This is a genomic window from Candidatus Nanopelagicales bacterium, assembly GCA_041393815.1.
GTDB lineage: Bacteria > Actinomycetota > Actinomycetes > S36-B12 > JAWKJK01 > JAWKJK01.
Genome location: JAWKJK010000003.1, coordinates 490,014 through 514,286, shown reverse-complemented (window position 1 = coordinate 514,286; position 24,273 = coordinate 490,014). Strand labels below are relative to the sequence as shown.

Annotated in this window: 26 protein-coding genes and 4 tRNA genes; 21 read left to right on the top strand and 9 right to left on the bottom strand. The window is 73.9% G+C overall.

What is annotated here, in order from left to right; genetic code table 11:
- Positions 1 to 40: 40 nt before the first annotated feature.
- The gene (gene zapE, locus R2737_12035; GenBank protein ID MEZ5116984.1) at positions 41 to 1,078 is read left to right on the top strand and encodes a cell division protein ZapE; all 1,038 of its coding nucleotides are present in this window, start codon (positions 41 to 43) and stop codon (positions 1,076 to 1,078) included.
- 24 nt (positions 1,079 to 1,102) lie between these two features.
- On the opposite strand, the gene R2737_12030 is transcribed toward zapE, so the two are convergent.
- From R2737_12030 to R2737_12020, 3 genes are all read right to left on the bottom strand, one after another.
- Complete coding sequence (locus tag R2737_12030) at positions 1,103 to 1,366, bottom strand: hypothetical protein (GenBank protein ID MEZ5116983.1); 264 nt, start codon at positions 1,364 to 1,366, stop codon at positions 1,103 to 1,105.
- 449 nt (positions 1,367 to 1,815) lie between these two features.
- Entirely contained in the window at positions 1,816 to 3,489 is a 1,674-nt protein-coding gene (locus R2737_12025; protein ID MEZ5116982.1) for an acyl-CoA dehydrogenase family protein, read from the bottom strand.
- A gap of 26 nt (positions 3,490 to 3,515) precedes the next feature.
- Positions 3,516 to 5,201 (bottom strand): hypothetical protein, encoded by a 1,686-nt coding sequence (locus R2737_12020; protein ID MEZ5116981.1) that lies wholly within the window; start codon positions 5,199 to 5,201, stop codon positions 3,516 to 3,518.
- A gap of 147 nt (positions 5,202 to 5,348) precedes the next feature.
- Here R2737_12020 and R2737_12015 point away from each other — a divergent pair, with 147 nt between their 5' ends.
- The gene (locus tag R2737_12015) at positions 5,349 to 6,188 is read left to right on the top strand and encodes a DUF6159 family protein (GenBank protein ID MEZ5116980.1); all 840 of its coding nucleotides are present in this window, start codon (positions 5,349 to 5,351) and stop codon (positions 6,186 to 6,188) included.
- A 57-nt stretch (positions 6,189 to 6,245) separates the two neighbouring features.
- Here R2737_12015 and R2737_12010 read toward each other — a convergent pair whose 3' ends face one another.
- Positions 6,246 to 7,691 carry an amidase family protein gene (locus tag R2737_12010; protein MEZ5116979.1) on the bottom strand — a complete coding sequence of 482 codons (1,446 nt, stop codon included), beginning with the start codon at positions 7,689 to 7,691 and terminating at the stop codon, positions 6,246 to 6,248.
- Positions 7,692 to 7,772: 81 nt separating this feature from the next.
- On the opposite strand from R2737_12010, the gene R2737_12005 reads away from it, so the two are divergent.
- From R2737_12005 to R2737_11990, 4 genes are all read left to right on the top strand, one after another.
- The gene (locus tag R2737_12005) at positions 7,773 to 8,849 is read left to right on the top strand and encodes a C45 family peptidase (GenBank protein MEZ5116978.1); all 1,077 of its coding nucleotides are present in this window, start codon (positions 7,773 to 7,775) and stop codon (positions 8,847 to 8,849) included.
- A 93-nt stretch (positions 8,850 to 8,942) separates the two neighbouring features.
- Positions 8,943 to 10,472, top strand: a complete 1,530-nt coding sequence (locus R2737_12000; GenBank protein ID MEZ5116977.1) for a biotin carboxylase — start codon at positions 8,943 to 8,945, stop codon at positions 10,470 to 10,472.
- Positions 10,473 to 10,521: 49 nt separating this feature from the next.
- Positions 10,522 to 11,106 (top strand): hypothetical protein, encoded by a 585-nt coding sequence (locus R2737_11995; protein MEZ5116976.1) that lies wholly within the window; start codon positions 10,522 to 10,524, stop codon positions 11,104 to 11,106.
- Between the two features lie 152 nt (positions 11,107 to 11,258).
- Positions 11,259 to 11,804 carry a hypothetical protein gene (locus R2737_11990; GenBank protein MEZ5116975.1) on the top strand — a complete coding sequence of 182 codons (546 nt, stop codon included), beginning with the start codon at positions 11,259 to 11,261 and terminating at the stop codon, positions 11,802 to 11,804.
- Between the two features lie 59 nt (positions 11,805 to 11,863).
- Here the strand turns inward: R2737_11990 and R2737_11985 are convergent.
- The 3 genes from R2737_11985 to R2737_11975 all read right to left on the bottom strand — a co-directional run bounded on the left by R2737_11985 (position 11,864) and on the right by R2737_11975 (position 12,154).
- Positions 11,864 to 11,939: transfer RNA gene (locus R2737_11985), tRNA-Val, on the bottom strand.
- Positions 11,940 to 11,983: 44 nt separating this feature from the next.
- A tRNA-Cys gene (locus R2737_11980) sits at positions 11,984 to 12,054 on the bottom strand.
- A 27-nt stretch (positions 12,055 to 12,081) separates the two neighbouring features.
- A tRNA-Gly gene (locus tag R2737_11975) sits at positions 12,082 to 12,154 on the bottom strand.
- Between the two features lie 106 nt (positions 12,155 to 12,260).
- Between R2737_11975 and R2737_11970 the strand changes: the two genes are divergently transcribed.
- Genes R2737_11970 through R2737_11955 form a run of 4 tightly spaced genes read left to right on the top strand, consistent with a single transcriptional unit; the run spans position 12,261 to position 15,611 of the window.
- Positions 12,261 to 13,232 (top strand): arginase family protein, encoded by a 972-nt coding sequence (locus R2737_11970; protein MEZ5116974.1) that lies wholly within the window; start codon positions 12,261 to 12,263, stop codon positions 13,230 to 13,232.
- A 2-nt stretch (positions 13,233 to 13,234) separates the two neighbouring features.
- Positions 13,235 to 14,284 (top strand): chorismate-binding protein, encoded by a 1,050-nt coding sequence (locus R2737_11965; GenBank protein ID MEZ5116973.1) that lies wholly within the window; start codon positions 13,235 to 13,237, stop codon positions 14,282 to 14,284.
- Complete coding sequence (locus tag R2737_11960) at positions 14,281 to 15,117, top strand: aminotransferase class IV (protein MEZ5116972.1); 837 nt, start codon at positions 14,281 to 14,283, stop codon at positions 15,115 to 15,117. Before R2737_11965 ends, R2737_11960 begins: the two co-directional genes overlap by 4 nt.
- Positions 15,114 to 15,611 (top strand): GNAT family N-acetyltransferase, encoded by a 498-nt coding sequence (locus R2737_11955; GenBank protein ID MEZ5116971.1) that lies wholly within the window; start codon positions 15,114 to 15,116, stop codon positions 15,609 to 15,611. Before R2737_11960 ends, R2737_11955 begins: the two co-directional genes overlap by 4 nt.
- 366 nt (positions 15,612 to 15,977) lie before the next feature.
- On the opposite strand, the gene R2737_11950 is transcribed toward R2737_11955, so the two are convergent.
- On the bottom strand, positions 15,978 to 17,129 hold the full coding sequence (locus R2737_11950; GenBank protein MEZ5116970.1) for an alpha-hydroxy acid oxidase: 1,152 nt from the start codon (positions 17,127 to 17,129) through the stop codon (positions 15,978 to 15,980).
- A 24-nt stretch (positions 17,130 to 17,153) separates the two neighbouring features.
- Between R2737_11950 and hutI the strand changes: the two genes are divergently transcribed.
- Positions 17,154 to 18,335 (top strand): imidazolonepropionase, encoded by a 1,182-nt coding sequence (gene hutI / locus R2737_11945; protein ID MEZ5116969.1) that lies wholly within the window; start codon positions 17,154 to 17,156, stop codon positions 18,333 to 18,335.
- Positions 18,336 to 18,350: 15 nt separating this feature from the next.
- Here the strand turns inward: hutI and R2737_11940 are convergent, their stop codons facing one another.
- A complete protein-coding gene (locus R2737_11940; protein ID MEZ5116968.1) occupies positions 18,351 to 18,788 on the bottom strand; it encodes an SsgA family sporulation/cell division regulator in 438 nt (145 codons plus the stop codon).
- Between the two features lie 66 nt (positions 18,789 to 18,854).
- Here R2737_11940 and R2737_11935 point away from each other — a divergent pair, with 66 nt between their 5' ends.
- The 10 genes from R2737_11935 (at position 18,855) to R2737_11890 (ending at position 24,104) form a co-directional block, all read left to right on the top strand.
- A complete protein-coding gene (locus R2737_11935) occupies positions 18,855 to 19,316 on the top strand; it encodes a PGPGW domain-containing protein (protein MEZ5116967.1) in 462 nt (153 codons plus the stop codon).
- A gap of 70 nt (positions 19,317 to 19,386) precedes the next feature.
- A tRNA-Val gene (locus tag R2737_11930) sits at positions 19,387 to 19,459 on the top strand.
- Positions 19,460 to 19,579: 120 nt separating this feature from the next.
- A complete protein-coding gene (locus tag R2737_11925; protein MEZ5116966.1) occupies positions 19,580 to 19,981 on the top strand; it encodes a hypothetical protein in 402 nt (133 codons plus the stop codon).
- Between the two features lie 83 nt (positions 19,982 to 20,064).
- Positions 20,065 to 20,256 carry a helix-turn-helix domain-containing protein gene (locus tag R2737_11920; protein MEZ5116965.1) on the top strand — a complete coding sequence of 64 codons (192 nt, stop codon included), beginning with the start codon at positions 20,065 to 20,067 and terminating at the stop codon, positions 20,254 to 20,256.
- The gene (locus R2737_11915; GenBank protein ID MEZ5116964.1) at positions 20,253 to 20,495 is read left to right on the top strand and encodes a hypothetical protein; all 243 of its coding nucleotides are present in this window, start codon (positions 20,253 to 20,255) and stop codon (positions 20,493 to 20,495) included. Before R2737_11920 ends, R2737_11915 begins: the two co-directional genes overlap by 4 nt.
- Positions 20,492 to 20,818 carry a hypothetical protein gene (locus R2737_11910; GenBank protein MEZ5116963.1) on the top strand — a complete coding sequence of 109 codons (327 nt, stop codon included), beginning with the start codon at positions 20,492 to 20,494 and terminating at the stop codon, positions 20,816 to 20,818. Before R2737_11915 ends, R2737_11910 begins: the two co-directional genes overlap by 4 nt.
- Positions 20,815 to 23,316: a bifunctional DNA primase/polymerase gene (locus R2737_11905; protein MEZ5116962.1), complete on the top strand. Its 2,502-nt coding sequence runs from the start codon at positions 20,815 to 20,817 to the stop codon at positions 23,314 to 23,316. Before R2737_11910 ends, R2737_11905 begins: the two co-directional genes overlap by 4 nt.
- Positions 23,313 to 23,516: a hypothetical protein gene (locus R2737_11900; GenBank protein MEZ5116961.1), complete on the top strand. Its 204-nt coding sequence runs from the start codon at positions 23,313 to 23,315 to the stop codon at positions 23,514 to 23,516. The genes R2737_11905 and R2737_11900 overlap by 4 nt, the downstream gene beginning before the upstream one ends.
- Positions 23,517 to 23,596: 80 nt before the next feature.
- Positions 23,597 to 23,770 (top strand): hypothetical protein, encoded by a 174-nt coding sequence (locus R2737_11895; GenBank protein ID MEZ5116960.1) that lies wholly within the window; start codon positions 23,597 to 23,599, stop codon positions 23,768 to 23,770.
- Between the two features lie 70 nt (positions 23,771 to 23,840).
- Entirely contained in the window at positions 23,841 to 24,104 is a 264-nt protein-coding gene (locus R2737_11890; GenBank protein MEZ5116959.1) for a hypothetical protein, read from the top strand.
- The last annotated feature ends 169 nt before the right edge of the window (positions 24,105 to 24,273 follow it).

Genomic DNA, 24,273 nt, shown 5'->3' with positions numbered 1-24,273 from the left:
GCACGCGGGTGATCGTGCCACGCCTCGTAGGCTGCCGTCCGTGCCCGCCCGTCTCGTCGACCGTGATCCGCGGGTCGACCGGGACCGACTGATCGGCGAGTTCGTGCCGCCGCCGCGGTTCGACTCGGTGCGCTTCGAGACGTACCTCCCGGATCCCGCGCAGCCCACGCAGGCGGCCGCGGTCGCGGGACTGCGGGCGTTCGCCAACCGGCTCGCGGCCGGGGCCGGCAGCGCCGAGCGGCGCCGTTGGTTCCGGCGCGCCGCCCCTCCGGAGGGGCGGGCGGGGGTCTACCTCGACGGCGGGTTCGGCGTCGGGAAGACGCACCTGCTGGCCTCGCTGTGGCACGTGGCTCCGGGGCCGAAGGCATTCGGCACCTTCGTGGGATACACGCACCTCGTCGGCGCCCTGGGCTTCCAGGCCGCCGTGGAGGCGCTGGCCTCGATGCGGCTGGTGTGCATCGACGAGTTCGAGCTCGACGACCCCGGCGACACGGTGCTGATGTCCACCCTGCTGGCCCGCCTGGTCGAGCGCGGGGTTGCCCTGGCGGCGACGTCCAACACGCTGCCGGACCGGCTGGGGGAGGGCCGCTTCGCCGCGGAGGACTTCCTGCGTGAGATCCAGGGGCTGTCGGCGCACTTCGACGTGCTGCGCATCGACGGCGAGGACTACCGGCACCGTGGCGTGCCGGACGCGCCGCGGCCGGTGGACGTCGACGTGTTGGAGCGGCGCGCGGACGCGACCCCCGCGTCGACGCTGGACGACTTCGCTGACCTGGTGGTCCACCTGTCCCGGGTGCACCCGTCGCGCTACGGGGCCCTGCTGGACGGCGTGGACGCGGTCTTCCTGCGGGACGTGCGCACCGTCACCGACCAGGCCGAGGCGCTGCGGCTGGTCGTGCTCGCCGACCGGCTGTACGACCGGGACGTGCCGGTCGTGGCCAGCGGCGTACCCCTGGACCGGCTGTTCTCCGCGGAGATGCTGCGCGGCGGCTACCGGAAGAAGTACTACCGGGCGCTGTCCCGGCTGGTCGCGCTGGCCCGTGAGGGCGGCGGGCTGGCCGCCCGCGGCGAGGCCTGAGCCGCTCCGCGCGTGCGCTGCGCGTCAGACCTCGGTGCGTCTGCCGGTGGCCGCGATGAAGATGCCGATGATCACGGCCGACAGCACCACCTGGAGCAGGAACGTCAGCCAGAAGCTCTGCCAGCCGAACACGCCCTCCCCGAGCCACCAGCCCACGGCCGCGGCGATGATGCCGAGGATGATCGTCATGATGCAGCCGACGGGGGCGTAGCTGCGGACCAGCATGCGGCCGAGCAGCCCGACGATGACGCCGATGCCGATCGCGGTGAAGAAGCCGGTGATCTCCATGGGCGCAGCCTGCCAGACCCGCAGCGCCGGGACGGGCCTCGGCGCGGCGCCCGCCACGCGGATCACTCCCGCGGATCACACCCGCCCCGCCCGTCACCGCCATGGTGACGTCCTGCCGAGACACGCCGGCGTGTCCCTGCAGAACGTCACAGTCGTGGTTGACGCGCGCTGAGGCGCGCGTCGAGGTGAGTCCCAGGGTGCCCGCTGACACCAGGGATCCCCCATGCCCCTCACGTCACCACGAGGGGAACGCACGACCGGGTTCCTGGCGTCCGCGGGCGGCGGAACGTTCCACCAGTACGTGCGGGCCTCCACCCGCGCGTGCGTACGCGCCCCACGGACCCCGGACTCCCGGACGCCCCGTACGCCTCGTGCGTCACCACCTGGGGAACGTACGACCGGGCCCGAGGCGCCTGGGAGCGGCGGAAGGTTCCACCAGTGAGGGAGTCCTAGGGGTGGACGCCGGGGGACGACGCGAGCGCCGTGGCGGGGATGGCCGGGTCGGCGCGCGCGACCAGCAGGTCGAGGTCCACGCCCCGGGGCAGCGTGCCGAAGGTGGCCCCGCTGTCCCCGTCGACCCGGGTGGCCACGAACGCGTCGGCCACCGGGTCCGGGGCGTACCGCAGCAGCAGCGACGCCTGCAGCAGCACCGCCACCCGCTCGGCCAGCCGACGGGCCCGGCGCTCCACCTCGCTGGCGTCGGCCAGCGAGTCCAGCAGGTCGGTGACCGCGGCGTCGTACCGAGGATCGGCCCCCCGCGCCGTCCCGAGCTCAGCCAGCAGTGCGTCCAGCGTCCCCGGCTCCCGGGACAGCGCCCGCAGCAGGTCCAGCGCGTTGACGTTGCCCGAGCCCTCCCAGACCGAGTTGACCGGCGCCTCCCGGTAGATCCGCGGCAGCCCGGAGTCCTCCACGTACCCGTTGCCGCCCAGGCACTCCAGCGCCTCGCCGGTGAGCATCTCGGCGCGCTTCGTGACCCAGTACTTCGACGCAGGCAGCGCGATGCGCCGCAGCAGACGCTCCTGCTCGTCACCGGCCTCCGCGGCGTCCACCGCGGCAGCCAGCCGGATGCCCAGGGCCGTGGCCGCCTCGACCTCCAGGGCCAGGTCGGCCAGCACCCCGCGCATCAGCGGCTGGTCCACCAGCACGGCGCCGAACGCGGACCGGTGGGTGGCGTGCCACACCGCCTCCGAGGTGGCCACCCGCATCAGCGCCGTGCTGCCCAGCACGCAGTCCAGCCGGGTCGCCGACACCATCTCGACGATCGTCCGCACGCCGCGGCCCTCGTCGCCGAGCCGCCGGGCCAGGGTGCCCTCGAACTCGATCTCGGCTGAGGCATTGGACCGGTTGCCGAGCTTGTTCTTCAGCCGCTGCAGGCGGAACACGTTGCGGGTGCCGTCCGGCAGCACCCGCGGCACCACGAAGCAGGTGAGACCACCGGGTGCCTGGGCCAGCACGAGGAACACGTCGGACATCGGCGCGGAGCAGAACCACTTGTGCCCGGTGAGCAGGTACTCGTCCCCGGCCACCGGTGTCGCCACGGTGCTGTTCGTGCGTACGTCGGAGCCGCCCTGCTTCTCCGTCATCGCCATCCCGGCGACCAGGCCGGCCTTGCCGGCGGCGGGGCGCAGCCCGAAGTCGTACGACGTCGACGCCAGCCCCGACACCCAGTCGGCAGCCACGTCGGGCGACACCCGCAGCGCCGGGACCGAGGCGTACGTCATCGACATGGGGCAGCCGTGGCCCGCCTCCACCTGCGACCACACCATGAAGCCGGCGGCCCGGGCGACGTGCGGCGCGGGCTCGGTCGACGTCCACGGCGCCGCGTTCAGCCCCTGGGCCACGGCCACGGTCATCAGCTCGTGCCACGACGGGTGGAACGTCACCTCGTCGACCCGGTGGCCGAAGCGGTCGTGGGTGCGCAGCACGGGCACGTGCTCGTTGGCGTCCTCGCCCCACGCGCGCGCCTCCGGCGTCCCCGCCAGCACCCCGAGGCCCGAGAGCCGCCCGAGGTGGGCGTGGCCGCCGTGGCGCACCACCGCCTCGACCAGCGCATCGTCGGCGCCGAATACGTCGTGCCCCTCGCGGGGCGGGACCTGGTTGACGACGTCGTGCGTCACGGCCATGGCCCCACGCTAGCCACGTACCGGCCTCAGCGCGCCAGCGGCCCGAGCCAGCCCGCCACGTCACGCATCAGCGCTCCCGGCTGGCCCAGCGCGACCGCGTGTCCACTGGAGGCGTAGCGCGGGTAGCGCACGGTCCGCGTCGACCCGTCCCGATAGGTAAGCACCAGGCGCCCCGGGCGCCGGGCGGTCGACGGTGAGTGCCGGTCCAGCCTCAGTCCGGACAGCAGCTCGCGGTGCATCGCGATCGCGGCCCGCAGGCCGGGGGAGTAGACCACCAGGTCCAGCGCCGCGTCGGTGAGGAAGGTGCGCACGTGCCGGACGTTGCGCAGGAAGCGGTGTCCGACGTCGTTGGACGCGATGTCGACCGGGTAGCCCTGCTGGACCGCGTGGTTCGCCACGAACGCGACGTACACCGGCGGGTTCCACGACACCATCGCGCGGTCCCACGGACGCAGCGCGCCGAAGGTCGCCACCCAGTCCGCCCCGGGGGCCTGGTCGCCGGTGAACCGCGGGTCCGGCACCCGTACCGCGACGTCCCGCCGCGCGGACGCGTACAGCTCGCTCACCCGTGTCACGTCGGTGCCGGTGGCCTCGGACAGCACGCCGGGCGAGGACACCAACCGCTCCCCGGCCCGCGCGGACAGGTCGTCGGACCAGTCGCGCGGGTGCGGGTACGAGTACAGGTCGCGGTGCGCGATCCCGTCGACCCAGGACGTCGCGTTGTCGTACGGGTCGCACTCCTGCTGGCCCAGCAGTTGCTCCCGCTGGTCGCAGGTGAGGTACGGGTACCCGGTCTGCGCGGAGATGCGCTCCAGCGCCGGCGCGGGGCGGTCGAGCAGCTTCCCTGCGGCCACGTCGTAGTAGCCGTCGGACAACTGCGGCTGGATGAGGATCTGGTGGCCGAACTGCCGGGCCGCCACGGATGCCGGCACGGTGCGACCCCGGTACGCGGGGAACACCGCGTCGTAGTGCCGCTGGATCGTGAGCACCAGGGCGGGGTCCTGGTACGGCGCCGTTCCGTTGCCGTACGTCCGGTAGGCCAGTAGCTCGTGCAGTGCGTTGGTGACGCGCTCCCCGCCGTAGCTCTCGCCGACCAGCACGATCGGGTTGTCCCTCAGGGCCGGGTGCCGCTCCAGGAACCCGAGAAGCACCCGCACCAGGTCCGCCGCGTCCAGGAACGGGTTGAAGTCCGCGGCTCCGAACAACGTCGTGCGCGCCGCGCCCGAGGCGGCCTGCGGCGTCATCAGGTACGAGAACCCGGTGTCCCGGGCGTCGACGTACAGCAGGTTGCCCAGGGTGGTCCACGACCACGGGTTCGGAGCGGTGTCCGCGCCACCGGTCACCCGCGGGTCCAGCGTCCGGCGTGCCGTGTTGAGTGCGAACAGCCCGGTGGACGTGGCGGCCCCCGGGCCGCCGTTGACGAACACGAACAGCGGACGGTCGGCAGCCCGCTCGTCGGCCGGCTGGAACGAGTACCACAGCCGGGCCCGGTGCGAGGTGAGCTCCAGGCGGCCGGGCTCGCCGACCAGCGCGAACCGCACCGGGTCCACCGTGACGAAGCCCGCCTCTGCCCGCACGGCCGTCCGGACCCCAGTGCCGACGGACGTCGTCCCCGCGATGGCCGCGCAGGCCGGCGCGGCCGACAGGGCCACGGTGGCCACGACCAGCGCCGCCAGCAGGGAACGAGCGCGGTGTCTGGGTGTCGTGCGCACCCTCCCGATGCTGGCACCGGTGCCGGCGGGATTGCCCGGCGAGCGCCACCGTCCGGGGTAGCGTGGGCCGGCCGCAGCGCGCCGGGGACGCGCGCCGCGACGTCGCGTACGGCAGCTACCTGAGAGCAAGCGTCGAGGAGGCGTCCGGTGTCCGCATGGACCGACAGCAAGGTCGTCACGTCCAAGTCGTGGGCCGTGATCCGCGACAACAAGTACCTGCTGATGTTCCCGGTGCTCGGCTTCCTGTTCAGCCTGGTGCCGATGGCACTGTTCTGGATCCCGGCGGCCTGGTTCCTCGCGAACAACCAGAACGTGATCGGCGGGATCCTCGCGGTCATCGGCGTCTTCGGCACCACCGCCGCGATGACGTTCTCTACCGGTGCCCTCGTGGCCGCCGCGGACACCGAGCTCAGCGGTCAGGACTCCTCGATCGACCAGGGGTTCAAGCGGGCCCTCACCCGCAGCGGCGCCCTGCTGTGGTGGTCGGTCATCCTGACCGTGGTCACGCTGCTGCTGTCCGCGCTGCGCGGCAACAACACCGGGGGAGCGGCCGCCGGGATCATGCGCGGTGTCCTGGCGGCGATCGCCGACGTGGCCTGGCAGCTGGTGACCTTCTTCGTCCTGCCGATCATCATCATCGAGGGCTCGTCGCCGATCGAGGCGATCAAGGCGTCGGCGACCCTGTTCCGCCGCAAGTGGGGCACCCAGCTGGCCGGCGGCGTGCGGATCGGCGGGCTGATCCTGCTGGTGGCGATCCTGCCCGCCATCGTCGGCATCGTCGCCGGCTTCTTCCTCACCGTGGCCGGGACCTGGGCCGTCGGCGTGCCGCTGATGGTCCTCGGCGTCCTGGTCTACGCGGCGGCGGGCCTCGTGGCGGCGGCGATGCGGGCGATCTTCTCGGTCGCGCTGTACCGCTACGCGCACGACGGTCGGGTCGAGGGACCCTTCACCGAGCAGGAGCTGCAGTACGCGGTCCGCACCCGCTGACCGGGCACGCCTGAGTGGTCCGTCGGGCCGCGGTGGCCGATCCGGCCTCTGTGCGGGTCAGCCCTCGGCGGCGACGTGGATCGGCGGGCGGCGTCCGGCCCACGGCTGGGCCTCCTCCAGCTGGGCCGCGAGGCGCAGCAGCAGTGACTCCGCCCCGAAGCGGCTCACCAGCTGCATGCCGATCGGCAGGCCGCCCACGCTCAGGTGCAGCGGCAGGCTGATCGCCGGCAGCCCGGTGGCGTTGAACACCGGCAGGAACGACTCCAGCCGGGACCACGAGTCGAAGATCTCGCGCAGCTCCACCGGCGCCGTCGGGTCGTACTCGCCCAGCCGCGCCGGCAGGGTGCCCAGCGTGGGTGTCAGCAGCACGTCGTAGCGCCCGAAGAACCAGCCCATGCTGCGGGCGGCGTGGTTGGCCGTGTCGAAGGCGTCGATCAGGCGCTGGGACGTGACGGTGCGGCCGTACTGCACGGTCGCCCAGGTCGTCCCTTCCAGGTTGTCCGGGCCGGGCTCGCGGCCGATCGCGCGCGCCAGGCTGTCGACCGTGTGCGCGTTGTCGGCGGCCCAGACGTCCGTCATCGCCTGCAGGAACGGCTCCCACTCCAGCGCCGGCCGGGCCTCCTCGACGTGGTGGCCGAGGCGCTCCAGCAGTTGTGCGGTCGACTCGGTGGCCGCGACGATCTCCGGGTCCGGCTCCTTGCCGGACCACGGCGTCGCCCACCAGGCGACCCGCAGCCGCTCGACGGGGGCGCCGACCTCCTCGGTGTAGGCCCGCCGGGGTGCGGCGATCGTGAACGGATCGCCGGCCAGCGGTCCGTGCAGGGCGTCCAGCAGCCCCGCGGTGTCGCGCACGCTGCGGGTCACCATGAAGTGGGTCGCCCAGCCCAGCAGCGCCTCGGAGATGTGCGGTCCCCAGGTGACGCGGCCACGACTGGGCTTGAGCCCCACCACGCCGCAGGCGGATGCGGGGATCCGGATCGACCCGCCGCCGTCGCTGGCGGCCGCGACCGGGACGATGCCGGCCCCCACCACCGCGGCCGCGCCGCCGGACGACCCGCCGGCCATGTGCTCGGGGCTCCACGGGCTGCAGGTGCGCCCGCACGCCAAGGTCTCGGTGGTGCCCATGATCCCGAACTCGCTGGTCGTCGTCCGGCCCAGGTTGACCAGTCCGGCCTGCTCGATCCGGCGGGTGAACTCGCCGTCGCTGGGCACCACCCACCCATCGGACAGCCGCGAGCCGTTGCCGCAGGGCACGCCCGCCTCGCCGTGGAACAGGTCCTTGAGCATCGTGGGGACGCCGCCGAACGGGCCGGTGGCGGCGTACTCGAAGCCCAGCGCCTCTGCCCGCTCCGCGTAGGCCTGGACGACGGCGTTGAGGGTCTTGTCGACCTTCTCCACGCCGGCGATCGCGCAACGGGCCAGGTCCCCGGGGGTCACCTCGCCGCGGCGGACCAGGCCGGCCAGACCGGTGGCGTCGTACGACGCGTACTCCTCCAGTTCCACGCCGGTGACCCTAGTCGGGGGGCCAGCGGGGCCATACTGGGCCATCCGCCCGACCCCCCCGGGCGGGAGGGAGTGACGCGAGTGACCGCCGCGGCCGAGTCCACGGCGCCGCGCGAGGTGGACCTCCGGTTCTGGGCCATCGACGGCGGCGCCTCCGTCGTCGACCGCGCGCCGGCGCTGTTCCGGGCCGGCTGGGACGCCTACCGGATGTGGTATCTGCGCGACGGGGAGGAGGCGCGACCCACCTACCTCGAGGGCCGCACCGCCTTGCGCACCCACATGCCGGAGCTGGTGGAGCCGTACGACGCGCTCGTGGAGGCCGTCGGCGGCGGCGACCTGGAGGCGCGCTTCCTCAGCCTGTGGTGCCCGCCGCCGCTGTTCGCCGCGTGCTCGTTGGCGAACTGGTCGAACGGCGCGCACGTGCTGCTGCGCAGCTACGACTTCCCGCCGATGCTGTGCGACCGGGTGGCCCTGCGCAGCCGGTGGCTCGACACCGGCGTGCTGGCGATGGCCGACTGTGTGTGGGGCGCGCTGGACGGTGTCAACGAGCACGGCCTTGCGGTGGCGCTGGCGTTCGGGGGGCGTCCCGTCGTGGGGCGCGGCTTCGGCGTCGCGCTGATCGTGCGCTACGTCCTGCAGATGGCGCGCGACGTCGCGTCGGCGATCGAGATCCTGCGCCGTGTCCCGGTCCAGCTGGCCTACAACGTCTCCCTGCTGGACCGCACCGGGGCCTCGGCCATCGTGGAGATCTCGCCGGACCGGCCCCTGCGGGTCGCGGCGACCGCCACGGCCGGCAACCGGCAGGGCGCCACCGAGTGGCCCGAGCACGCGGCGTTCTGCGGGACGGTGGAGCGCGAGGAGTGCCTCGCGGTGTCGATGGACGACCCGGCCCTCACCCTGCCCGGCCTGGTCGACGCATTCCTGCGTCCGCCCCTGCAGCGTCCGGTGGCGGACCACCCGTGGGGCACCGTGTACGTGGCGGCGTACGACGCGGACGCGCTCACCCTCGACCTGCTGTGGCCCGAGCAGTCCTGGCGGCTCGCGCTGGACCACTTCGTGGAGGGCGAGCGGGTGCGGCGCACGGCCGTCGCCGCACCGCCCGCACGGCACCTGCCCGCGCCCCTCGTGGCCACCGGCCGGCCGCTGCTCATCGCCTGACACCTGCGCAGTCGCCTGAGGCCTGCATCGTCGCGATCGGAACGCGTCCTGCGGCGCCGTCACTACACTGCACGCACCCCAGCAGGAGGTCCGGTGTCGAAGAAGTCGGCGAAGGCGAAGAAGCCCCCGAAGTCGGGCGAACCGTCGAAGGCGAAGTCCGCCTCGGCAGCCACGCCGTCGGGCGACCGCAAGGTGCTGCGCGGGCTGTCGGACATCTACCACTACTTCCGGGAGTACCCCGAGCCGGTCTACTTCGTGTCACCCACGGCCTACAACGTCCTGGGCATCGAGGAGTGGATCGCCTCCTTCCGCTACATCACCTACTTCGACTCGTTCGACCGCAAGCACCCCCGCTGCTTCACGCCCACGCACACCGGTCCGCGCGACTTCGAGTCGTTCGAGTCGGTCAACAGCTACCTGCTCGGCAACAAGGAGGTCGTCGACTACATCGGGCAGAAGGGCCCCGGAAAGGTCCTGTTCGTGATGTTCGACGAGGAGACCGAGGAGCGGGCACGCGAGCTGGGCCTCGACATCGCGCTGCCGTCCCGCGAGCTGCGCGAGCACATCGACTCCAAGGTCGTCACGACCCGGCTCGGCAACGAGGCAGGTGTCCCGAGCGCGCCGAACGTCATGGGTCGTGCCTCCAGCTGGAAGGAGCTGCGCAAGCTCGCCCGCGAGGCGGGCCTGGGCCAGGACCTGGTCGTCCAGACGCCGTACGGCGACTCCGGTCGCACCACGTTCTTCATCCGCGGCGCTGACGACTTCGAGAAGGCGGCGGACAAGCTCGCCGACGAGGACCTCAAGGTCATGCGCCGGATCCCGCACCTGCCCGGCACCGTCGAGGGCTGCGCGACCCGGCACGGCACCCTGGTCGGGCCGGTCCAGACCGACCTGACCGGCTTCCCGGAGCTGACCCCCTACAAGGGCGGCTGGGCCGGAAACGACATCTACCCCAACGTCTTCGGGCCCAAGACGCGTCGCCGGATCCGGCGGATGGCGCGCCGGCTGGGCGACCGGCTGTACCAGGCCGGCTACCGCGGCGTGTTCTGCATGGACTTCCTGTACGACACCGACGACGGCAAGGTCTACCTCGGCGAGATCAACCCGCGCATCTCCGGCGCGTCGCCGCTGACCAACCTGATCACGTCCACCTACGGCGGCGTGCCGCTGTTCCTGTTCCACCTGCTGGAGTTCAGCGACGTGGACTGGTTCGTCGACCTGGACGAGGTGCAGTCCCGGTGGAACCACTTCGACCAGTGGAGCCAGCTGGTGCTCAAGCAGGTGACCGACGACGTCGAGCTCATCACCGAGGCCCCGCCATCGGGCCTGTGGCGGATGGCCGACGACGGCAGCATCTCGTTCGTGCGCACCGAGCACGACTGGCACTCGGTGCGCTCGGAGGAGGAGGCGTTCTACCTGCGCGTCTACGGGACGGGCGAGTACCGCTACCCCGGGGCCGACATCGGAGTCCTCGTCACCCGGGACCGCATGCAGTCCGACCGGCGCGAGCTGTACGAGCGCGGCCGGATGTGGGCCGCCGCGATCGAGCAGCAGTTCCACGGCATTCCCGCCGACCAGGTGGTGGTGCCGCACGAGGCGCTGCTGTACACGAAGTGGTTCTGACGCGCGTCCCAGCCGACCGCACCGGCACCCGCCGGGTTACCGTCGGGGCATGACGCCTCGACCGCGCCGTACCCCCGTCGTCGCCACGGCGGCGGCCGCCGGGCTGCTGCTGGTACTCGCCGGCTGCGCCGACCCCAACGCACCGGCGGGGGCCTCGAGCGCCGCGGCACCCACCGTGACCGTCACGGAGACGGCGACCGAGACGGCCCCCACGGACAGGACGGAGACGGGCGAGCCGTCCCCGAGCGACACGACGTCCGGTACGGACACGACCGAGACCCCCTCGCAGGCACCCAGCGGGTCGGGCGTGGACTCCCCGAACCTCGAGGCTGCGGTCGAGTCGGCCATGGAGGCCTACCTGGAGTTCCACATCGACCAGGTGCTCGCCGACAACGGCATCACGCTCAGCAAGGGACCCACCTGCAAGGCCGACCTGTCCCGCAAGGCCGGCAGCCTCACGGCATCGGGCACGGTCTCCTGCACCGGGACGACCAGCCAGGGCGTCAAGGTCAAGGCCACCTTCACCGGGTCCGCGACGGCGGGTGCCGGGTGCGACGGCAAGCTCGTCGTCAAGGTGGGCGGCCGCACGGTCGTCAACGAGCCGCTCGACGAGTGCATCGTCGAGGTCGCCTGACGGCGGTCCCTCCTGGGCAGAGGGCCCGGGAGACATCCGGCGTGACCCACGTCACAGCTCCTGGGCCGCTCTCGGCGGACCTGTGGCCCTCACCCCCTCCGACGCCGGGGGTCGACCCTGGAAGTGGTGGGGGAAGAAGGGGGTGTTCGTCCATGAGGAACTCAACGGCACGGCACGGCTTGGTGTTCGCACTACTCGCCGCGCTGATGCTCCTGCTCGTCCCGGCCACCGCGCACGCGGCGGCCTACACCGCGCCGCCGGCATCGTTCTCGTCGAGCGGTGATCAGATCTCCGGGTGGTACTGGCTGCGCAGCACCGGCCAGTCGGCGACGTGGACCTTCAGCAAGGCGGCGATCGCGGGCCACAAGCGCTCGTCGGTGCACCTGAACGTCTCGGCGCTGGTGACCAACAAGGCCAGCGGGGGATCGGGCTACTCGGCCACGGCCAAGTTCTACGTCAGTTCGGGACGCCAGACGCAGACGGTCGTGGTCTACCTGCGCAACCCGTTCCGCCCGATCGACCCGGACTTCTCCAACGGGGTGGGGTACGCGGCGTACGGGGCCGCCTCCAGCCCGCTGAAAACGGCCCTGATCGCCGACCCGGAGTCGACGATCACGGTGACGGTGGCCTACCCGTTCCCGAGCAAGCGGCACGTCGCGTTCCAGGAGTCGTCGCTCTTCCTGGGCTACCGCAAGTAGTGCCCCTGTCGACGGCCGAACGACACGAAACCCCCTGCGTAGCAGGGGGTTTCGTCATGTGGTGGGCGATACAGGATTTGAACCTGTGACCTCTTCCGTGTCAAGGAAGCGCGCTAGCCCCTGCGCCAATCGCCCGTGCGTGCTGAAGGCCGACCCCGGGCCGTGCCGGGGAGCGGTCGAGGTGGAGACGGGATTCGAACCCGTGTACACGGCTTTGCAGGCCGTTGCCTCGCCTCTCGGCCACTCCACCCAGAGCCTTCTGGGAAGGCCTCCTGCGAGCGGACGACGGGATTCGAACCCGCGACCCTCACCTTGGCAAGGTGATGCTCTACCAACTGAGCCACGTCCGCATGCCGCGCCGGGGTGCACCCCGGCGTGCGGGTGGAACCATAGCCGACCACCGGCGCCGGGACCAAAGCGGCCCATACCGGACCCGGGCCGCGCCAGGATGCCGATGTGACCGCCGCGACACCCGCCCCGGGACCGTCCCCGGCCGCCCCCGGAGCCCTGTCCCACGACGACCGCTGGCCGCGCGCGGGCGACTGGCCGACGCCGGACGCGCTCGCGGCTGACGAGCACGCCCGGGTCGCCGTCGTGGGCATCCCGACGTGGCGCACCTCGCTGTCGGCCACCGGCGCCGGGACCACGCCCGCCGCGGTACGTGCCGCCGTCCGCCGCTACTCCACGTACGCGGGTCCGGTGCTGGGCGCCGACGGGGGCGTGGACCTCAGCGACGTACGGATCGTCGACGCCGGAGACATCGAGGAGCCCGACGGGCCCGAGGGGGAGGGACGCGCGACCGCCGCGGTCGCGGCGCTGGCGGCCCGGGCCGGACTCGTCGTGGCTCTCGGCGGGGACAACGCCGCGACCGTCCCGGCGGCGCTCGGCGCGTGGGGCGACCGGGTGGACCGCGCCGGGCTGGTCACCTTCGACGCCCACCACGACCTGCGGGACGGCGTGAGCAACGGCTCGCCGGTACGTCGTCTGGTCGAGCTCGGTCTGGCCGGCACCCGGGTCGTGCAGATCGGCATCAGTGACTTCGCGAACTCGCGGGAGTACGCGGCTCGCGCCCGCGACCTCGGCATCACCGTGATCTCCCGCGGGACCCTGCACCGTCGGCCGGTGGAGGACCTCACCGCCGAGGCGCTGGAGATCGCGGCGTCCGCGGGCGGCCCGGTTCACGTCGACGTGGACGTGGACGTCTGCGACCGGGCAGTCGCACCCGCGTGCCCGGCGTCCGTGCCCGGCGGCCTGTCCGCCGACGAGCTGCGGCGCGCCGTCCGGACGGCGGCGACCGACGCGCGGGTCACCTCGCTGGACCTGGTCGAGGTCGACGCCGGCGCCGACACCCCCGACGGCCGTACTGTCCGGCTCACGGCTCTGTGCCTGCTGGAGGCCGCGGTCGGGGCGGCGCTGCGGCACGGGTGAGCGTGGCCGGCACCACCGCACCCGACCTGCCCCCGGCGGCCGCCCTGGGCGGCCTGGTCGCGACCGGGCTGCGCGACGTCACCGACGACCTCGGCGCGCTGGACGGCAGCGGTCGGTGGGCGGTGGTCCTGCCGTACGCCGGGGTCCCCGTGCTCGCCCGCTTCGACCGCTGGGCCGCGAGCGGCGCGGGACAGGCGCCGACCGGGTCCTGGCGCGGGCCGTCCGCCGACGCGTGGTCGTCGTCGCTGGACCGGGCGGCGTATGAGGCGGCCGTGGCCGAGGTCCGGGAGCGCATCGCCGCCGGGGACGTCTACCAGGCCAACGTGTGCCGGGTGCTGTCCGCGGACCTGCCGGACCCGCACCGGTGCGACGTCGCCGCACTGCACCGGCTGCTCGCCGACGGCAACCCGGCGCCGTACGGCGGGTTCGTCCGCCTGCCCTCGGCCGGTGTGCACGTGGCCACCGCGTCCCCCGAGCTGTTCCTGCGCCGCGAGGGCCGGCTGCTGTCCTCCGGTCCCATCAAGGGCACTGCGACCACCGCCGACGGCCTGCTGCCGAAGGATGCCGCCGAGAACGTGATGATCGTCGACCTGGTCCGCAACGACCTGTCCCGGGTGTGCCGGACCGGGTCCGTCGAGGTCCCCGCACTGCTGCGGGTGGAGCAGCACCCCGGGCTGGTCCACCTGGTGTCCGTGGTATCCGGCCTGCTGCGTGACGACGTCGGCTGGGCGGAGGTCGTCGAGGCGGCGTTCCCGCCGGGTTCGGTGACGGGTGCACCGAAGTCCAGCGCCCTGCGGGTCATCGACGACGTGGAGACCGCGTCGCGCGAGGTCTACTGCGGAGCCGTCGGCTGGGTGGACGCCGACACCGGGCAGGCCGAGCTCGCCGTGGCCATCCGTACCTTCTGGCTCGCCGACGGACAGGTCCGCTTCGGCACCGGGGCCGGGATCACCTGGGGCAGCGACCCGGCCGCGGAGTGGGAGGAGACCCGGCTGAAGGCCCACCGCCTGGTCACGGTCGCGGCGGGGGCGTGGGAGGGTGGTGCACCGTGAGGTTCTGGGTGCGTGACCGGCTGGTTCCGCCGGACCAGGCGACGGTGTCGGTCCTGGACCACGGGTTCACCGTCGCGGACGGCGTCTTCGAGACCCTCAAGGTCGTGGACGGCGTCCCGTTCGCGCTCACGCGGCACCTGGAACGGCTCGCGGTCTCCGCCCGCGGGCTGGCGTTGCCGGAGCCGGACCCGGACCTGGTGCGCAAGGCGGTGGCCGATACCGTGGCCGCCTGCGCGGACGAGTGGGGTCCGCTGGCGCGGCTGCGGATCACGTACACCGGGGGGACCGCCCCGCTGGGCAGCGACCGGGGCGACGCCGAGCCGACCCTGGTCGTCGCCGGTGCCGCGACAGCCGCGTGGCCCGCGACGACGTCGGTGGTCACCGTGCCGTGGCCGCGCAACGAGCGCAGCGCCGTCGCCGGGCTGAAGACGACGTCGTACGCCGAGAACGTGGTGGCACTCGCGCGCGCCCGCGAGCGTGGTGCCAGCGAGGCGCTGGTGCCCAACACGCGGGGCGAGCTGTGCGAGGGCACCGGGTCGAACGTGTTCGTGGTGGTGGACGGCCGGGTGCTCACCCCGCCGCTGACGTCCGGCTGCCTCGCGGGGGTCACCCGCGCCCTGGTGCTGGAGTGGATCGACGCCGAGGAGGTGGACCTGCCCATGGACGTGCTCCGGACGGCGGACGAGGTGTTCCTGACCTCGTCCACGCGTGACGTGCACCCGGTGCACGCGGTCGACGAGCGGAACCTGACCGGGCCGGGGACCGCCGGTCCGGTCACGGCCGAGGCAGCGCGCCAGTTCGCCGCCCGCTCGGCGCAGGACGTGGACCCGTGAGCGCGCCCACGGTCACGCTGCGGCCGATGACCGAGGAGGAGCGGCAGACCTGGGTCCGCCGGCAGGGCATCCCCGGCTTCGCGTTCGAGGTGCGCCGGTCCGGTGCGCTCGGCGACGTCGCCGCGCGCCGCAAGGCCGAGCACGACTACGCCGCGCTGGAGGGGGCGGCCGACGTCGAGTGGCGGATCGCGGAGGGCGAGCCGGACGGCGGGCCGCGGTGCGTCGTCGGTGGTGTCGTGTGGCGGATCGAGGCGGAGCACGGCGAGCCGTCGCTGTTTGTGCTGGACATGGAGGTCCATGCCGCCTATCGCGGCCGCGGGTTCGGCCGCGCGGTGATGTCCGCGGTCGTCGACGAGGCCCGGGCTGCGGGGGCGCACCGAGTGGGGCTGACCGTGTGGACCGGCAACGAGATCGCCCGGGGGCTCTACGACGACCTCGGGTTCCGCCCGGCCTCCACGTTCATGGTCCTCACCCTCGACCGCCCCCGCCGCTGACCCGCCCGCCCTCCTCGTTGAGAGGCACACGATCCGCTTTGCGGATCGTGTGGCCTTCTCGTACGGCGTGTCGCGCCCGACGGCGGGAACACGATCCGGGTCTTGGTACGGGAGTGGCGGGGGTTACGACGCGCGGGTGACCGTCGGTCGAGGGTTCCCGGCCGGCGGCCTTCACGTAACACCCGCCTCAGGCGTCACCACGCCCGGATCGTGTGACCCCATCCTGCCCGGACACGCCGCACGACCTGGCCACACGATCCGCATAGCGGATCGTGTGGCCGTGGGGCGTGTGCCAGTGGGGCGTGTGCGAGCGGGGCGTGGGCCAGTGGGACGTGGGCCACGGGGATGCGCGGGGGGCGGGAGCGGTCAGTCCTGCCAGAGACGGTCGGGGATGAGGTCGGCGGTGGTCGGCGAGCCGAGCAGGGCCATCGCCATCTCCAGCTCGGCCACCAGGATCTCGACCGCGTGCCGCACCCCGGCGGCCCCGTACGCGGCCAGGCCCCACACGTACGGCCGGCCGATCATGACCGCGGACGCACCCAGGCACAGCGCCTTGGCGACGTCCGTGCCACGGCGGATCCCGCCGTCCACCAGCACCGGCACCCGGCCCTCGACGGCCTCCACGACCCACGGCAGCGCGTCCACGGTCGCCGGAACCGTGTCCAGGTTGCGCGCGCCGTGGTTGGACACCAGCACACCCGCCGCGCCGTGCTCGACCGCTCGCCGCGCGTCGTCGGCGCGCAGCACCCCCTTCACGAGCACCGGCGCCGGAGCCGCGACCTCCGCCAGCAACGTCACGTCGTCCCAGGTCAGGTCGTTGGCCAGGTGCGGGTTCCAGATCCTCCGGTGCGGCGGGAGCGGGTCCGGGTCGGGGGCGAGGTCGGCGAGGTTCGGATAGGTCACCCCGCGGGCCGCACCGAGGTTGTCCCGCCGGTCCCGGTCCCGCGCCCCCAGGCACGGTGTGTCCACCGTGAGCACCACGGCCTCCGCTCCGTCAGCGACCGCCCGGCGGACCAGGTCCGCGCTGTACGACCGGTCCCTCTGCACGTACGCCTGCAGCCACCAGTGCGCCCCGGCCTCGGCCGCGGCCGTGGCGACCTGCGCGACCGGCAGCGACCCGAGAGTGCTCTGCACGTACGTCGCGCCTGCCCCCGCGGCCCCGCGCACGGTGGCCACCTCAGCCTCGGGGTGGTAGCGCACGTGCGTGGCCGTGGGCGCGAGCGCGACCGGGTGCGGCCAGCGCCGGCCCAGGACCTCGACCGAGGTGTCCAGCTCGGCCACTCCGACCAGGCAGCGCGGGGCCAGCCGTAGAGCCGACCAGCGTTCCTCGTTCCAGCGCAACGTGTTCTCGTCGCCCGCACCACCGGACAGGTAGTCGTCGACAAGTCCGTCGACCCGTTCGGGGAACAGGGCGCCCAGCTGGTGCAGCGCGACGACGCCGTCCGCCACCGGGTCGAGACCGACCCGTGCCTTCCGATCGGCCTTTCCCGACTTGTGCTTCTGCGCCTTCTTCGCCACGTGCGCCAGCGTAGATTCCGGACCGTGTCCAGCCTGCTGGTGACCGGGATCGGCCGGCTCCTGCCGATGGTGGGGGAGCCGATCACCGAGGCCGCGCTGCTCGCGGTGGACGGCACGGTCACCTGGGTGGGCTCGGAGGCCGAGCTGCCGGCCGATATCCCCGACGTCCCCGAGCTGGACGTCGACGGAGCCTGCGTCGTCCCCGGCTTCGTCGACGCGCACACGCACCTGGTCTACGCCGGCAGCCGGCGCGACGAGTTCGTCGCCCGGCTGGCGGGGCAGCGCTACGACGGCGGCGGCATCCGCGTCACCGTCGAGGCGACCCGCGCCGCATCGGACGAGGAGCTGCTGGACCTGGCCGTCGCCCGAGCGCACGAGGCGCTGCGGCACGGCACCACGACGATGGAGATCAAGACCGGGTACGGCCTGACGCCGGAGCAGGAGCTGCGGCTGCTGCGCATCGCCGGCCAGGTGGGTGCCCGGACGCCGCTGCGGATCGAGCGGACCTACCTCGGCGCGCACGTCGTCCCGGAGGGCGTCAGCCGCTATGCCTACGTCGACGAGGTCATCGCGACCATCCCGGCGGCCGCGGTCGAGGGCGCGCAGTGGGTCGACGTGTTCTGCGACCAGGGCGTGTTCACCGTCGACGAGGCCCGGCGGATCCTGCACGCCGGCCGCGACGCCGGGCTCGGCCTGCGGCTGCACGCGGAGGAGATCGCACACACCGGGGCCGCCCGACTGGCGGCCGAGATGCGCTGCGCCAGTGCGGACCACCTCGAGCACGTGTCGCCGTACGACGCCGCCGCGATGGCGGCCGCCCACGTGGTCGCCGTCCTGCTGCCCACGGTGACCCTCAGCCTGCGCAGCCAGGCGTGGGGGCATGCCGCGGTCCTCAAGGGAGCCGGCGTCGAGCTGGCGCTGGCCACCGACACCAACCCGGGCACCTCCTGGTGCGAGTCGATGCCGTACGCCATCCAGCTGGCCTGCCTGGCGATGGGGCTGTCCGTGGACGAGGCGTTCCGCGCGGCCACCCTGGGTGCCGCGCACAGCCTGCGGCGCGACGACGTCGGTCACCTGCGCCCGGGGGCCAAGGCGGATCTGGCCGTGCTGGATGCGGCCCACGAGGCAGATGTCGTCGCCCACCTCGGCGGCCGGCCGGTGTCGACGACCGTCGTGGGCGGAGAGGTCTACACCGGCGCGCCCTGACGGCCAGGGCACGTCTCAGACGTACGGCGCCTCTCCGGCGTCCAGCAGCCGGCTCACCACGGCGTCGAGGTCCAGGAACTCCGACTCCGACCCGGGAGGAACGGCCTCGTCGGTCCGGCGCAGGAACTCCTCCACCTCACCGCGCTCGGCCTCGAGCAGTGCCCGCCCGCTGGGGGAGGACAGCGTCAGGCACACCTGGGGGCCGTCCGGGCCGCGTGACGGCCACACGACGACGTCGCCCTCGCCGACCGGCGCATCGAGCCCGGCGCGCAGCAGGTCGCGGGCGAGGACCCACGCCACGTCGCCCTCGGTGGTCGCGAAGGTCGCGGACACCTCGTACGGGGCGGCCGGGTCGTAGCCGACCCGGCAGGGGACCTGCATTACCCGGTCCTCGGGCAGCAGAAGGCGCAGGACCAGGTCGGACGTGACGGGCCCCGGGGACGGTGCGGACATGGCGCCTCCTTCACCGCACCGTGTGCCCGGTGGTCGCAACTCCCACCCCTGGTTAGCGTGTGAGGTGTGACACCCGAGGAGGACGGTCCCGTCGAGCGCGCGGCGGAGGAGGTCGTCGAGACGTTCGACGAGGCCGTCGATCGCGTTCTGCCGCCGCACCTCCGGCTGCGCCACTGGGCCCGGCAGAGACGCACCACGCACGTCGTCTGGCAGGCCGCCGTGCTGCTCCTCGGTGTCGGGCTGATCCTCGCCGGTGTGGTCATGCTGGTTCTCCCCGGGCCCGGCTGGGGCGCGATCATCCTCGGCCTGGTGGTGCTGGCCTCGGAGTACGCCTGGGCCCACCGGCTGCTGCAGCCGGTCCGCCGCTGGGCGTCGGCCGCGGCCCGCAAGGCCCTCGACCCGGCGGTCCGGCGACGCAACCTGGTGCTGCTCGGCGTCGTCGTCGTCGCCGTGCTCGCGGCCGGCGGGTGGTACGTGGCGACGTACGGCCTGTCGCTGCACGGGGTGACGTCCTGGCTGCCCGGGTGAGCGGGGCCCGAGGCCGCGCCGCGTTTTCGTTCGCCCTTCTCCGATGGGGTATGGTCTGTCGCCGCAGCACGGGCGATTAGCTCAGTGGTTAGAGCACTCGCTTCACACGCGAGGGGTCACAGGTTCAAGTCCTGTATCGCCCACCCTGAAACCCCTTGCAGCGCAAGGGGTTTCGTCGTTGAAGGGGGCCGCGTGCCCCTCGTCGTGCCCCTCGTCGGGCCACCCCTTGTCCACCGAATGACAGCCGTGTAACTTTGGCTGGCATGGAGGTCCAGGCGACGGCGCGTGAGCGGCTGCGTGCTGACCTCGCACGTCGCCGCAAGCAAGCCCGCCGGCAGCGCGCGGCCGAGGCCCGCACCCCGGTGTGGAGCCGCCGCCGCGGCCAGGCCCAGCAGCGCCGGATCGCCGAGGCAGTCGAGTCCGCCACCGGGTCGCCCGCGCCCCGACTGCGTCTGACCCGGCCGGTCGTCGTGCCGCCGGCCATCCTCGCCCGGCTGGCCGCCGAGCCCGCTCCGGCGTGGGCCGTGTTCACAGAGCCCCTGGCGGTCGACCCGCCGCCGCTGGAGTCCGCCGAGCAGCAGGGTCCTGTCTCTTGGCGTGGCCCCACCTCGACGCCCGCGAAGGCGTGCCAGACCGGCGCGACCTCGCGGGCGCTCGCGGCGTAGCCCCGACCCGACTCACGCCCGGCAGTAGCCGCCGCATCCTCGACGCCCGACCGTAGGCCGCGCTCCCCACCCCGGGAGCGAACGTGAACGTCCCCAACGACTACCTGACGATCCGTCAGGCCGCCGAGATCCTCGGCGTACACCAGCGCACCGTGCGCCGGCGGATCAGCGACGGGTCCCTGCCGGCGTACCGGCTCGGGCCGCAGCTGATCCGCATCAGGCCCGATGACCTGGCGCGGCTCGGCCGGCGCATCCCGGCCGGGGGTGCGGCGTGAGCACCGACAACGACCGCGGCCCCGCCGCGAACGACGGGGCCGGACAGGTCGGGGGACCTGGCAGCAAGGGTAGCCCGCCGTCCGACCTCGCCGCCGCCGTCCGGGGCGTCGGTGCCGCCCTCGACGAGCTGAAGGCCGCGGCCGAGGCCGCCGGCCAGGAGGACCGCGGCCGGGTTGCCGCCGCGCTGCTGGCCGCCGGCGACCGGCTGTACGAGTCGGCCGAGGCGGTGGCCGGGTGAGCCGCGTCGACCTGACCGACATGCTCGGCACCGCCCTGGACGACATCACCGAGGCCGACGCGCGGTGGTTCGACGACCACCCGTACGCCCCGCACTACCGGCGGGCCGCCTACCCGGCCGAGATCGACCTGCTCGCCGAGTACGTCGACACCTGCGGCGACTACTCGCACTACCGGGTCACCGTGTCCCCGACCAGCACCCGCTACACGTTCGGCAAGACCGTCGAGCACCGCGACGGCCCCGGCCGGCCGTGGCGCGTCGTCGCGCTCGGCGCGGCGGTGTACCCCGCCGGCACCGACCTGTCGGGGCGGTGGTCGTCGTGACCGGCCTGCACATCCCCGAGCTGCCCGACGACGTCGACGTCCTCACCGCCGCGTTCGCGTACGCGAAGGCCGGCTGGTACGTCGGGCCGCTGGACATGACGACCAAGCACCCCGGCTCGGTGCTCGGCACCGGCTGGCCGGCGAAGACGTCCCGCGAGCCGGACATGATCGCCGCCTGGTTCGCCGGGTCGCCGCACGGGCTGTTCCTGCACGTCGGCCGGTCCGGTGCGGTCGCCTTCGACGTCGACACCGACGACGTCGCGGTGGTGCCCGAGCCGCTGCGGGCGGCGCTGGCCGACGCCCCGTGGCAGCGGTCGCGGGAGTCCGCGCAGGTGCGCGGTCACTACCTGTTCGCCCGGCCGGCGGGCCGCGTCATCGGCAACGGCAAGGGCAAGCTGCGCGGCCCGTGGGGCGAGGTTCGCGGCACCAACGGCGTGATCGTCGCAGCCCCGACCGAGCACTCCGCGGGCGGTGCGTACACCTGGGTCCGCGGCGGGGTGCTGCCGGACCTGCCGGCCGACCTCGACGACGCCCTCCCGCAGCGGGACAGCGGTCCGGCCGACGCCGCGACCGACGCCGAGGTCGAGTCGTTCCTGGCCGCCCACGACCGCGAGCTGGGTCGCCGGGGCCGTGCCCTGCTCGACGTCGCGCTCGGCAAGGCGAAGAACGCCACCGACGCCGGGGAGTCCATCCACGACACCGCCGCCACCGTGCTGCCGTGGGTGCTCGACGATGCACGCGCCGGCCTGTACCCGGCCCGTACCGCCGTGGAGGAGCTGCACGCCTGGTTCGCCGCCGCGTTCACCGGACCCGGCCGCGGGGCAGGTGCCCGTACCGAGCCCGACAGCGGCGAGTGGGACGGCCTGGTCGCGTGGGCCGTCGGGCAGTCTGCGGCGCACACCGACGAGGAGGTCGCCGCCCGACGTGACCGGCTCGGACCCGGCTACGACGACCCCGTCGTCCTGCTGGACGACGACGACCCGCTGACCGCCCTGCTCGCCCTCCAGGCGGGGTGGCTCGACGAGCCCGACACCGGCCCCACCCTGTTCGCCCTCGGGGTCGCGGTGGCGTCGCAGGACCGGGCCGGGGAGCCGCTGTGGGGGATGCTCGTGGGACCCCCGTCCGGCGGCAAGACCGAGCGGGTCCGCATGCTCGACGACGTCACCGACGACCGGGTCGACGAGCTGACCGCCGCCGCGCTGCTGTCGTGGTCCAAGCACAAGACGCCCAAGCCCGTCGGGGTGCTGACCCGCATCGGCGACCGCGGCCTGCTCACCGTCGGCGACTTCTCGACCGTGCTCGCCACCTCCGACCGCGGCGGTCGGGACCAGCTGTTCGCCTCCCTGCGCCGCATCTACGACGGGTCCCTGACCCGCGACCTCGGCAACGCGCCCGGGCCGCTGCGCTGGTCGGGGCGGCTGTCGGTGCTCGCGGCGGTCACCCCGTCCATCGACGACTACGCCGCACACTCCGACGCCCTCGGGCCGCGGTGGCTGTACTTCCGCATGCCGGAGGCCGACGCCGGCACCCGCAAGCGGCGGGCACGCCGGCGCACCGACGACCTCGCCGCCCTGCGAGCCCGAGCCCGGGCGCTGGCCGCGGAGGTGGTCCGGCGCGGCCGGGAGCGGGTCGCCGACATCGACCTCGACGACGACGCCCTCGACGTCCTCGGCACCGCCGCCGTGGTTGCCGCCGCGGCACGCGGGTCGGTGCCCCGCGACGGGTACGGCCGGCGGGAGATCATCGGCGTCCCCGTCGTCGAGGAGCCGCACCGGCTCGTCGCCCAGTTGCACGCGCTGACCCGAGCCCTGCTCGCCGTCGGGGTCGACCGCGACCACGCCGTCGCGCTCGCCGCCCGGTGCGCCCTGGACACCGTCCCGACCGCCCGGACCGCGGTGCTGCGGGTGCTGGCCGACGGCGAACCGCTCGGGGTCCGCGAGGTCGCCGACCGGGCCGGGCTGGACAAGGGGGTCACCGGACGCGCCCTGAGCGACCTGCGCGCGGTGCGTCTGGCGGCCTGCCCGGTGGAGGACACCTACCTCGACGACGACGACGCCGCCCTGGTCGGGGTGAAGCGGGACTGGCAGCTCTCGCCGCCGCTCGACACCGACGTGGCCGCCGTCATCGCCCTCGCTGACATCTCAGCCCGGGGGGTGTCTCCGAAACGTAGGGACCACCCCCCCAACCCCCCCAGTAATGCGGGTCCTGAGACGTCAGACGACGAGGGATACGGGGAGGCAACCCACACTTCGGAGACACCCCCCGAGGCGTCGGCAGAGCCGCCGCCGGCCGACCCCGTCGACCTCGTCGTCCGCCCGGTCGCCGGCACCCCCGCCCCCTCCGACCCGGCCCTGCGAGCGATGGCCGACCTCGCGGCCGAGGTGGCCGGCGCCGACGGCCCGCGGTCGGCGTACGCCCACGACCCCGACGTCCTCGACGTCGAGGTGGTCGACGAGGAGCTGTTCAACGTGCCGAGCGAGTGCGGGGGGCGACCGTGAGCCGCCCCGCGCCCCGCGACTCCGGGCTGGCACCCGGCCCCGTCTGGTGCGCCTGCTCCACCCCGGTCGACTCCGGCCACGGCCTGGTCGCCTACCTCGTCCCGGTCGCCGACCGGCACACCTTCTGGTGCTCGGAAGCCCAGCTGTGGGAGCAGCAACAGGCCGAGCGACTCGCCCACGTCCTCGACAAGGAGCCCTGATGCCCCGACGCACCCGCCAGCAGCCGAACCGCCCGCCACGTCGCCGGCGCACCGCCGCGACCCGACCCAGGAGGACCACCGTGACCGACTCGCCCAACCTGCGGGGCCTGTCCGACCCGCGCCGGCACCGCCCCGGCTGCGGCCGGCCGCCGCTGGACGCCAGCGCCGAGGGGCGGTGGCGCATCACGATCTGCCCGCCCGAGTCCGGCGGCTGCGGCGCGGTCGACGTCGCGCTCGCGGAGCCGGCGTCGTGACCGCCGCCGTCCTCACCGGCGTGGCCGCCGGGACGTCGGTCGCCGTTGTCACCGCCGCGCTGGTCCGGCGGTGGTTGCGGTGACCGGCGGCCAGCTCGACGACCTCGACCGCGCCCTGCTGCGGCTGACGCCGGGCCAGCGGGCCGCATTCGCCGAGCACATCCACCGGCTCGGCGCCCTGATGGTCGACTCCGCGCCAGGTGTGTCCGACGTCGCCAGCGCCATCCTCGACCAGGTCGCCGCCGTCGAGCGCCGGCTGGCCGACGCCCAGGCGGCGCTCGTCCAGGGCCTGGTCGCCGGTGGCGGGTTCGTCGACGACACGCCGGCCGACTGACCGCGGACCCGGCGTGTCGCCCGACCGCTACTGACCGCCGGGTCAGGAGTCGGTATCCTGCTCGGCGACAACAGAACATGTCGCCTCCCGCGCCGCACAACCTGCACCCGGGTCCGCGATGCCCAGGACGACCACCACCCGGCCCCCGTGGCCGCGCCGGTGCCCCTGC

Coding starts and splice junctions, on each gene's coding strand:
- R2737_12030 (MEZ5116983.1), bottom strand. CDS start 1,366: ATGGAGATCACCGGCTTCTTCACCGCGATCGGCATCGGCGTCATCGTC.
- R2737_12025 (MEZ5116982.1), bottom strand. CDS start 3,489: ATGGCCGTGACGCACGACGTCGTCAACCAGGTCCCGCCCCGCGAGGGG.
- R2737_11995 (MEZ5116976.1), top strand. CDS start 10,522: ATGACGCCTCGACCGCGCCGTACCCCCGTCGTCGCCACGGCGGCGGCC.
- R2737_11990 (MEZ5116975.1), top strand. CDS start 11,259: ATGAGGAACTCAACGGCACGGCACGGCTTGGTGTTCGCACTACTCGCC.
- R2737_11940 (MEZ5116968.1), bottom strand. CDS start 18,788: ATGTCCGCACCGTCCCCGGGGCCCGTCACGTCCGACCTGGTCCTGCGC.
- R2737_11925 (MEZ5116966.1), top strand. CDS start 19,580: ATGGAGGTCCAGGCGACGGCGCGTGAGCGGCTGCGTGCTGACCTCGCA.